Below are 9,670 nucleotides of genomic sequence, written 5' to 3'. Positions count from 1 at the left end.
AAAGAAAACGACACCACCCAGAACAACAAATATAATTAAAATCTTTCCCTAAACCACTAACAAAACTTCAAGCGTGACTACCGGCGTGTGGCGCAATTGCACATCGATTCGGGCTGGGTGCCGGCGGAGACCAAACTCAACGAATTCGAAGCGGCAATCCGTACCGTGTGCGAACCGATCTTCGAAAAACCGTTAAAAGATATTTCATTTGGCCAGGTGCTGATGCGCCTGTTCCAGACCGCACGCCGTTTCAATATGGAAGTGCAGCCGCAACTGGTACTGCTGCAAAAGACCCTGCTGAACATCGAAGGGCTCGGCCGTCAGCTGTATCCGGATCTGGATCTGTGGAACACCGCGCAGCCATTCCTCGAGCGCTGGATGCGCGAGCGCGTCAGCCCGAAAGCCTTGCTCGGCAACGTGCAGAGCCAGTTTGAACAGTTGCCGCATCTGGCGAATATGGCCCGCGATCTGCTCGAACGCATGTCCCAGCCGCACGCCTACGACCCGCCGCCGCCGTGGCATAAACGCAAGGACGACTGGTTCCTGCGCCTGCTCGGTTGCGCGCATCTGGCCGGCGGGGTGATCCTCGCCATCGGTGGCCCGCTAAACGAATTGGGGCACTGGCCGGCGGGAATCATGGTGGCAGTCGGCTTGTATCTGGTCGTTCGCCGATAGCCAGTTTCGTGATCGGCTGGCACACTGTTTCAATGCCTGAACCCGACTATTGAAGTGTGGGGTTCGCTGTCGGAGTCGAAAATGAACAACTGGCTGGACGAGATCAAATGGGACGCTGATGGCCTGGTGCCGGCGATTGCCCAGGATCACAAGACCGGACGTGTATTGATGATGGCCTGGATGAACCGCGAAGCGCTCGAACTGACCGCTGCGGAAAACCGTGCCATCTACTGGTCACGCTCCCGTGGCAAGCTGTGGCGCAAGGGCGAAGAGTCCGGTCATGTGCAGACCCTGCATGAAATGCGTCTGGACTGTGACGCCGACGTGATCATCCTGATGGTTGAACAGATCGGCGACATCGCTTGCCATACCGGCCGTCAAAGCTGTTTTTATCGTGTCTTCGAAAACGGCGACTGGAAAACCGTCGATCCGGTTCTCAAAGACCCGCACGCCATCTATTCCGCAGGACACAAACATGAGTGACACCCTGACCCGCCTGGCCGAAGTGCTCGAAGAGCGCAAAGGCGCAGCTGCCGACAGCTCATATGTAGCTAGTCTGTATCACAAGGGTTTGAACAAAATTCTGGAGAAAGTCGGCGAAGAGTCGGTCGAAACCATTATTGCCGCCAAAGACGCCGCCATCAGCGGCGACTGCAGCGATGTGATCTACGAGACCGCCGACCTGTGGTTCCACAGCATGGTCATGCTCGCCCAACTGGGGCAGCATCCGCAGGCTGTGCTCGATGAACTGGATCGTCGCTTCGGTCTGTCCGGACACGTCGAGAAAGCCTCGCGTCCGTCCGCCTGAACAATTTTTAGAGAGGAACAGCAACATGGGCATTTTTGACTGGAAACACTGGATCGTCATTCTGGTAGTCGTGGTGTTGGTGTTCGGCACCAAGAAACTGAAAAACCTCGGCACCGACGTTGGCGAGTCGATCAAAGGCTTCCGCAAAGCCATGAACGACGACGAAAAACCGGCCGCTGATCCAACCGTGACACCTGCGCAACCGGTACCACCGGTGCAGCCGCAAGCCACCGCTCAGGCCAACCCGCCGCACACCATCGACGTGCAGGCGCAGAAAGTCGAAGAGCCGATCCGCAAAGACGTGTGAGCATTGACTAATGTTTGGTATCAGCATATCTTAACAGCATCTCGTCGGCCAAGTCGCCCAGCAGGTGCTGGGCCCCGAGCGTCTGCCGGGCGCTGCGCGCACCGCTGGCCTGTGGGTCGGACGGCTGAAGCGCAGCTTCAACGCGATCAAACAGGAAGTTGAACGTGAAATCGGTGCCGACGAGATCCGTCGGCAACTGCACAACGAGCATATTCTGTCGCTGGAGCAAGAGGCGCGGAAGATTTTCAACCCGGTTCAGCAAGAGCCGACGTCGGTTGAGCATGTGGGTCAGCAGACGATACATGCGCCGACTGCGCCTGCTCCTACACCTGTGCCCGCCGCCGTTGTGGCGCCGACAGAACCCGTGCCCGTTGCCGCAGAAACTTCGGTTGAACACGTATCCCCAACCGCCGCGCCGATCACACCAGCGCCTCACGACCCTACTCTGCCGCCGCGAGCCCCATGAGCGATCTCCCCGAAAACGACCAGCACATGCCGCTGGTTTCGCACCTCACCGAGTTGCGCACCCGCCTGCTGCGTTGTGTGGCGGCGATCTTCATCATCTTCGCCGGGCTGTTCGCCTTCACCCAGCAGATCTACACCTTCGTCTCGACGCCGCTGCGCCAGTACCTGCCGGTCGGCGCGACGATGATCGCCACTGACGTGTCGTCGCCGTTCCTGACGCCGCTGAAACTGACGATGATGGTCTCGCTGTTCCTCGCGATCCCGGTGATCCTGCATCAGATCTGGGGCTTTATCGCGCCGGGCCTGTACAAGCATGAGAAGCGCATCGCGGTGCCGTTGCTGGTGTCGAGCATCCTGCTGTTCTACACCGGCATGGCGTTCGCCTATTACTTCGTGTTCCCGCTGATCTTCAAGTTCTTCGCCGCCGCCACTCCGGCTGGCGTGGAAATGATGACGGACATCGCCAGTTACCTCGATTTCGTCATGACGCTGTTCTTCGCCTTCGGCGTGGCGTTCGAGATTCCAGTGGCCGTGGTGCTGCTGGTGTGGATCGGTGTCGTCGACGTCAAATACCTGAAGAAAATCCGCCCGTACGTGATCATCGGCTGCTTCGTGGTCGGCATGATCCTGACGCCGCCGGACATCTTCTCGCAGACCCTGCTGGCCGTGCCGATGTGGATGCTGTTTGAAATCGGCATTCTGTTCGGTGGTTTGATCAGCAAGCGCGAACGCCCGGAAGAAACCCCGGCCGACGACCACAACGACCAGCCGCCAGCGACCCAGGCATGAACCTGCTGTTGCTCGAAGAAGCCGATTTCATTGCGGCCGACCGCGTGGCGCTGCGTGATCGACGCCTGACGCACATGCAGGAAGTTCACCGTTCGGAAGTCGGTGACAGCCTGCGCGTCGGGCGCATTGACGGGTTGATGGGCTCGGCTGAATTGCTGCGGCTGGACGCAGGTGAAGCTGAGTTGCGCGTCACCCTCGATCAGCCGCCACCGGCGAAATTGCCGCTGACCCTCCTGCTGGCGCTGCCGCGCCCGAAAATGCTCCGTCGGGTGTTTCAGACCGTGGCGACCATGGGCGTGGCGAAGGTGATTCTGGTCAACAGCTATCGGGTTGAGAAGAGCTTCTGGCAGACGCCGTTTCTTGAGCCGGCGGCTATCCGTGAACAACTGATCCTCGGCCTCGAACAGGCGCGCGATACGGTATTGCCGGAGATCGTCATCGAGAAACGCTTCAAGCCGTTCGTTGAAGATCGCCTGCCCGCCATTACTGAGGGCACGCTCGGTCTGGTCGGTCATCCCGGCAACTATCCGCCGTGCCCGCGCGCCCTCAGCGAACCAGTCACCCTCGCCATCGGCCCTGAAGGCGGCTGGATTCCCTACGAGATCGACCTGCTGGCCAAGTCCGGCCTGCAACCGGTGCAACTCGGCGAGCGCATCCTGCGCGTAGAAACCGCCGTCACCGCCCTCCTCGCCCGCCTGTTCTAAACGAACACCGCGCCCCGTGTAGGAGCTGCCGAAGGCTGCGATCTTTTGATGTTGTTTTTTTATAAGCAAGATCAAAAGATCGCAGCCTCGTTTCACTCGACAGCTCCTACAGATCAGCGGGATCAGCGGATCAGCAGGTCGGCAATCGGCAGGTCAGCAGATCCAGAGCGCAGGGCCTTCCCGGACAAATGGTGTTACAGATTGCCATCACCCGGCCGATACGCTCCCCATAAGTCCAATTTGTGGTCGGGGAGTTGTCGCATGTACCGTTGGTTAGCCGAGAATCTTGGGAATGTCAGCGTCAAACGCAAGCTGGGTATCGGCTTCGGTCTGGTGCTTTTGCTGACGCTGTTGATCACCTTCACCGGCTGGTCCGGCATGAGCGGCATCATCAGCCGGGGCGACAAGCTCGGGTTTATTTCCAGCCTCAATGAGTACAGCAAGGATCTGCGTCTGGCCCGCATTGACTACGATTCACGCCGTGGCGAACAAGGTTCGGGCGCGGTCAACGATATGCTCGGCAAACTCGACAGCGGCCTGCAAACCGCGCGCACGCTGATCGAACAACCGGCCGACATCGCCATGGTCGACCAGCAACTGGCTGCCGTCGCCGAGTACAAACGTGCTTTCGCCGACATGATCCAGGCGACCACGCACCGCGAAGACGCGCGCAGCAAACTCGGCGCGAATGCCGACAACGCCGTGGCCAAAGTTTCGGAAGTTGAAAAGGGCCTGCTGCAAGGTGACAGCGTCGCGCAATTCAACAGCGTGGTTGATCTGAGCAAGCTGCTGCAACAGGCGCGCTATCAAGTGCGCGGCTACACCTACAGTGGCAAGGCCGAGGCCGAGCAACCTGCGCTCGACGCCATCGAAAATGCGCTGAAATCCCTTGAGAGCCTGCCGTCGAAACTGCCAGAACAGTTCACTGCCAACCTGCAGCAAGCCGCCGAGTCGATGAAGGCCTATCGCGCCGCCGTCGGCCAGTTCCGCGACGCGCAAACCGCCAGCGGTAACGCCGTTGCTCGTATGGCAGCCCAGGGCGATATCCTCCTCGATGCCAGTAAAAAACTGACCATTTCCCAGACCGTGGTGCGTGACACCGACGCCGCACACGCGAAAAACATGCTGATCATCGCCACCCTGCTCGCCATCGCGTTCGGCTTGCTGGCCGCGTGGGCGATCACCCGCCAGATCATCATCCCGCTGAACCAGACCCTGAAAGTCGCCGAGCGCGTGGCCGCAGGTGACCTGACCCACAACCTGGTCTCGCAGCGCCGCGACGAACTCGGCCAACTGCAACGCTCGATGCAGAGCATGACCCAAGGCCTGCGCGAGCTGATCGGCGGGATCAGCGACGGCGTCACCCAGATCGCCAGCGCCGCTGAAGAACTGTCGGCCGTGACTGAGCAAACCAGCGCCGGGGTCAACAATCAGAAGATCGAGACCGACCAGGTCGCCACCGCCATGAACGAAATGGCCGCCACCGTGCAAGAAGTCGCGCGCAACGCCGAGGAAGCCTCCGAAGCCGCCGTCGCCGCTGACCAACAGGCCCGCGAAGGCGACAAAGTCGTCGGCGAAGCCATTGCGCAGATCGAACGCTTGGCCGTTGAAGTCGGTCACTCCACCGAAGCCATGGGCGAGCTCAAGCGCGAAAGCGACAAGATTGGCAGCGTCCTCGACGTGATCAAATCCGTGGCCCAGCAAACCAACCTGCTGGCCCTTAACGCGGCCATCGAAGCGGCGCGTGCCGGTGAGGCTGGACGTGGTTTTGCGGTGGTTGCCGATGAAGTGCGCAGCCTGGCGCAGCGCACGCAGAAGTCCACCGAAGAGATCGAAGAGCTGATCGTCGGCCTGCAAAACGGCACCCAGCAAGTGGCGACGATCATGGACAACAGCCGCACATTGACCGACAGCAGCGTCGAGCTGACCCGTCGTGCCGGTGGTTCGCTGGAAAGCATTACGCGCACGGTGTCGGCGATTCAGGCGATGAACCAGCAGATTGCGGCGGCGGCCGAGCAGCAGAGCGCGGTGGCGGAGGAGATCAACCGTAGCGTGCTGAATGTGCGGGACGTGTCGGATCAGACGTCGGCGGCGAGTGAAGAAACCGCGGCGTCCAGCGTTGAGCTGGCGCGGTTGGGGACGCATCTGCAGATGCTGGTCGGGCGCTTCAAGGTATAAGCCCCACAGAACGTTCCCACGCTCTGCGTGGGAATGCATCCTGTGACGCTCCGCGTCATGCATGAAAGGAACGCGGAGCGTCCCGGGCGGTATTCCCACGCGGAGCGTGGGAACGATCAGTTACTACAAGACCTGACGCAGAAAGGCCTGAGCCCGCGGGTCTTTCGGCGCATCAAAGAACTCCGCCGGCGCGGCATCTTCCAGCAGTTTGCCGTGATCAAAGAACAACACGCGATCCGCCACTTCCCGAGCAAAACCCATCTCGTGGGTCACGCAGACCATGGTCATGCCCTCCACGGCCAGGTTCTTCATCACATCCAGCACTTCGCCAACCATTTCCGGGTCAAGCGCCGAAGTCGGTTCATCGAACAACATCACCTTCGGCTCCATCGCCAGCGCCCGGGCAATTGCCACGCGCTGTTGCTGACCGCCGGACAGGCGTGACGGAAACTCGTTGGCCTTCTGTGCGATTCCGACCTTTTGCAGCAACTCCATCGCCTTCGCCTCGCGCTCTTTCTTGCCGCGCTTGCGCACGACTTTCTGCGCCAGACAAAGGTTTTCCAGCACGGTCATGTGCGGGAACAGGTTGAAATGCTGAAAGACCATGCCGACTTCGCGGCGGTAGGCGTTGACGTCGGTTTTCGGGTCGGCCAGTTGCAGGCCGTCGATGCTCACCGAGCCCGAGTCGAACTCCTCCAGGCCATTGAGGCAGCGCAGGAAGGTCGACTTGCCGGACCCCGACGGGCCGATCACCACCAGCACTTCGCCCTTGGCGACCGTGGTGCTGACGTTATCCACCGCGCGCACCACTTGCCCACGGGTATCGAAGACTTTTACCAGTTCGCGGACTTCAATCACTTTGCGCGAGCCTCCGCTCAAGCCGGCTGGCGATTTTCGACAGCGGCAGGTTGATCAACAGATACAGGCCGGCGACGCAGAACAGAATTTCGAACGGCGAGAACGAGGTGGTGATGACTTCACGGCCGCTTTTCAGCAGCTCGGTGATGGCGATCACCGACACCAGCGAGGTGTCTTTGACCAGACTGATAAACTGCCCGGCCAGCGGTGGCAGTACGCGTTTCAGCGCTTGCGGCAACACCACATGGCGCATCGACTGACCGGCACTCAGACCAAGCGAGCGTGCCGCTTCGTTCTGGCCACGGGCGATCGATTGCACACCGGAACGAATGATCTCGGCCACGTAGGCGCCGGTGAACAGCGACAGCGCGGCGATCCCGGCGAACTCGCGGGACAGGTTCATCACCGTGCCGATGAAGAAGTAGAAAATGAAGATCTGCACCAACAGCGGCGTGCCGCGCACCAGTTCGACGTAGATGGTCGAGAGGTCGCGCAAGGTCGGGTTGTTCGAGAGCCGGCACAGGCCGGTGACCAGACCAATGAGCAACCCTAGAATCCCGGACACTACCGACAGCCAAAGCGTCGTCCACAGCCCCCACAACAGCGGCCCTGCCGCCCAATGGCGAGTCACACCCACGACGTCGCCTTCAGCCACATCGTCGCCCTGAGCGAATTGCAGGCTGTTCTCGTCGACAGTCAGGTGTTGCTCGTCACCAGCGTCGTTGCGCAGGGTGACCTGCGCGCTGCTGCCCTTGCGCACGAGTTCGGTGACGGTGGAAATGTCAGCGGCGCGCTGGGTTTCTTCGGCCTGATAGGCGAAGTACTGCGGCACACGGTTCCAGCGCCATTCGTAGGACATCAGCGACGTCGCGTAATACAACGCGCCGGCCAGGCCGACCAGCACCAGCACGGTGAGGACGTGCCAGGGCCATTGGGCTTTTTTCTGTTTCATTGCAGGTTCTCGGATGATCGTTCCCACGCTCTGCGTGGGAATGCCGCTCGGGACGCTCTGCGTCCCTGCCTGATCGTGACGCGGAGCGTCACAGGATGCGTTCCCACGCAGAGCGTGGGAACGATCAGCGGATGCGCGTTATTCCATGTCCTTGAGCCACTCGGTGCTCTTGAACCACTTGTCATGGATGCGATCGTAGGTGCCGTCTTCGTGGATCTGGTGCAGGAAGTTATTGATGAAGTTGAGGCTGTCGTGATCGCCCTTCTTCAGACCAAACGCCAAAGGCTCGTAGGTGAACGGCTTGTCGAGGAACACCAGTTTGCCGGCGCCGACCTTGGTCACCGCGACCACGTTGTACGGGGCGTCGTAGATGAAGGCGTCAGCCTTGCCGTTAACCACGTCGAGCACGGCTTCTTGCTCGTTGTCGTAGCCGTGGTACTTGGCTTTGGAGATCAGCTTCTTGGCAACCATCTCGCCGGTGGTGCCGAGCTTGGAGGTGATGCGGTAGTCAGCGGTGTTCAGGTCTTTATACGACTTGATGGTGCCTTCCAGCTCTTTGCGGATCAGCAGGGTCTGGCCGACGACGATGAACGGTTCGCTGAAGTTCAGGCGCAGGTTGCGTTCCTGGGTCAGGGTCATGCCGCTGCCGATCATGTCGAACTTGTCGGTCATCAGCGCCGGGATGATGCCGTCGTAGCCGGTCGAAACCAGTTCCAGTTTGACGCCCATGGCTTTGGACATGGCTTTGAGAATGTCGACTTCGAAGCCGATGATTTCGCCGCGCTTGTTGGTCATTTCGAACGGCATATAGGTCGGATCCATACCGACTTTCAACGTGCCGCGCTTGACCGCGTCATCGATTGCGCCAGCCTGCGCCGCATTGACTGCAACCAGTGCCGTGACGCCGACCAGCAGCATCGACAGATACTTCTTCATCTTCAAGTCCCCAAAACCATTGCGTGTGCGGCGCGAAAAACCGACAGAAACGGGCAAAAAAGCCCGGGCGCGCCAATTCGGGGACGGATGCTAACGCACTCGTCCGTTTGCACAAGGCTTTTTGCCGGGAATTGTTGTTACGGGGAGGGATTAAAAAGCAAAAGATCGCAGCCTCCGGCAGCTCCTACAGGTGTTCACATAATCCTGTAGGAGCTGCCGAAGGCTGCGATCTTTTTATCAGGCCGGTTGCGCCTGCAGGCTCACCGGTTGCAACGGCAACAACGGCGCATGCGGATCGGCTTTCACCGAAGCGCGCCATGCATCCAGCCACTCAGCGTGACCTTCCGCCCAGACCTGCTCATGCAAACGCGCCAAGGCAACAGGATCGCTCAGCAATTGCAGACGATCATGGTTGTTCAACCCCGCAGGGCCAACCTTCAGCGCGTGACGCACACGTTCCTGACGCAGCCATTCGATCGGTTCGGCCTGACCGTGACGGGAAGTCGCCAGCGAGCACGCCAAAGCGTTCTGCTGAGGATCGACCACCGCGCGGACGAAGCCGTCGTTGAGCGCGTGGTAACGGTTTTCGTGGGTGTACTGATCGGTCGCCAGCAGCGCCTGTGGCGGATTGTATTCCTCAGGGATGAGGAACAGGCTCTCGTCACGGGACTTCAGGCCCAGACCGACACGGCTGGAAATCACCGACACCGGGATCGACAGCATCAGCGAACCGACGATTGGCACCAGCCACCAGAGGAAGCTCGGGTTCAGCCAGATCACCAGCAGCGCCCAGCAGAAACCCAGCAAAGTTTGCGGGCCGTGGCGTTTGACCGCCTCGCTCCAAGGCGTCGAGTCGTCGTCACGTTGCGGTGAATTCCAGGTCGCGGCCCAGCCGAGGAACGCGGCCAGAACGAAACGCGTGTGGAAAATCATCCGCACCGGCGCCAGCAGCATGGAGAACAGCATCTCCAGCAGCATCGACAGGGTCACCTTGAACT

At 60.2% G+C, this 9,670-nt stretch carries 10 protein-coding genes and 3 pseudogenes; 9 read left to right on the top strand and 4 right to left on the bottom strand.

The features are described 5' to 3' along the window. Positions 1-66 precede the first annotated feature (66 nt). The 9 genes and pseudogenes from ACIP1X_RS26265 to ACIP1X_RS26225 form a co-directional block, all read left to right on the top strand. Positions 67-675, top strand: a pseudogene (locus ACIP1X_RS26265) (ubiquinone biosynthesis regulatory protein kinase UbiB); the annotation flags it as partial. An 81-nt stretch (positions 676-756) separates the two neighbouring features. Then, a complete protein-coding gene (gene hisI, locus ACIP1X_RS26260) occupies positions 757-1,158 on the top strand; it encodes a phosphoribosyl-AMP cyclohydrolase (protein ID WP_064117075.1) in 402 nt (133 codons plus the stop codon). Then, positions 1,151-1,483, top strand: coding sequence for a phosphoribosyl-ATP diphosphatase (locus tag ACIP1X_RS26255; RefSeq protein ID WP_007909355.1), 333 nt, complete (start codon positions 1,151-1,153; stop codon positions 1,481-1,483). The genes hisI and ACIP1X_RS26255 overlap by 8 nt, the downstream gene beginning before the upstream one ends. Positions 1,484-1,508: 25 nt before the next feature. Next, entirely contained in the window at positions 1,509-1,790 is a 282-nt protein-coding gene (locus tag ACIP1X_RS26250) for a twin-arginine translocase TatA/TatE family subunit (RefSeq protein ID WP_003220847.1), read from the top strand. A gap of 64 nt (positions 1,791-1,854) precedes the next feature. Beyond that, complete coding sequence (gene tatB / locus ACIP1X_RS26245; protein WP_400755733.1) at positions 1,855-2,256, top strand: twin-arginine translocase subunit TatB; 402 nt, start codon at positions 1,855-1,857, stop codon at positions 2,254-2,256. Continuing rightward, positions 2,253-3,044 (top strand): twin-arginine translocase subunit TatC, encoded by a 792-nt coding sequence (gene tatC / locus ACIP1X_RS26240; protein WP_008080622.1) that lies wholly within the window; start codon positions 2,253-2,255, stop codon positions 3,042-3,044. Before tatB ends, tatC begins: the two co-directional genes overlap by 4 nt. After that, entirely contained in the window at positions 3,041-3,748 is a 708-nt protein-coding gene (locus ACIP1X_RS26235) for a 16S rRNA (uracil(1498)-N(3))-methyltransferase (protein ID WP_400755732.1), read from the top strand. Before tatC ends, ACIP1X_RS26235 begins: the two co-directional genes overlap by 4 nt. 48 nt (positions 3,749-3,796) lie before the next feature. Then, a pseudogene (locus ACIP1X_RS26230) lies at positions 3,797-5,071 on the top strand (methyl-accepting chemotaxis protein); the annotation flags it as partial. Further along, the gene (locus ACIP1X_RS26225) at positions 5,054-5,926 is read left to right on the top strand and encodes a methyl-accepting chemotaxis protein (RefSeq protein ID WP_371262351.1); all 873 of its coding nucleotides are present in this window, start codon (positions 5,054-5,056) and stop codon (positions 5,924-5,926) included. The pseudogene ACIP1X_RS26230 and the gene ACIP1X_RS26225, both read left to right, overlap by 18 nt. Before the next feature lie 123 nt (positions 5,927-6,049). Here ACIP1X_RS26225 and ACIP1X_RS26220 read toward each other — a convergent pair whose 3' ends face one another. The 4 genes and pseudogenes from ACIP1X_RS26220 to ACIP1X_RS26205 all read right to left on the bottom strand — a co-directional run. Further along, positions 6,050-6,784, bottom strand: a complete 735-nt coding sequence (locus ACIP1X_RS26220) for an amino acid ABC transporter ATP-binding protein (RefSeq protein WP_064117071.1) — start codon at positions 6,782-6,784, stop codon at positions 6,050-6,052. Continuing rightward, the gene (locus ACIP1X_RS26215) at positions 6,777-7,736 is read right to left on the bottom strand and encodes an amino acid ABC transporter permease (RefSeq protein WP_053116625.1); all 960 of its coding nucleotides are present in this window, start codon (positions 7,734-7,736) and stop codon (positions 6,777-6,779) included. Before ACIP1X_RS26215 ends, ACIP1X_RS26220 begins: the two co-directional genes overlap by 8 nt. 138 nt (positions 7,737-7,874) lie before the next feature. Then, positions 7,875-8,672 (bottom strand): transporter substrate-binding domain-containing protein, encoded by a 798-nt coding sequence (locus ACIP1X_RS26210; protein WP_400755731.1) that lies wholly within the window; start codon positions 8,670-8,672, stop codon positions 7,875-7,877. A 237-nt stretch (positions 8,673-8,909) separates the two neighbouring features. Further along, positions 8,910-9,670, bottom strand: a pseudogene (locus ACIP1X_RS26205) (glucan biosynthesis glucosyltransferase H); the annotation flags it as partial.

The sequence above is a fragment of the Pseudomonas sp. NPDC088885 genome (assembly GCF_044750025.1).
Taxonomy (GTDB): Bacteria; Pseudomonadota; Gammaproteobacteria; order Pseudomonadales; family Pseudomonadaceae; genus Aquipseudomonas; species Aquipseudomonas rustica.
Note: the sequence above shows the minus strand (reverse complement) of the source record. Positions and strands in the feature narration are given on the sequence as shown.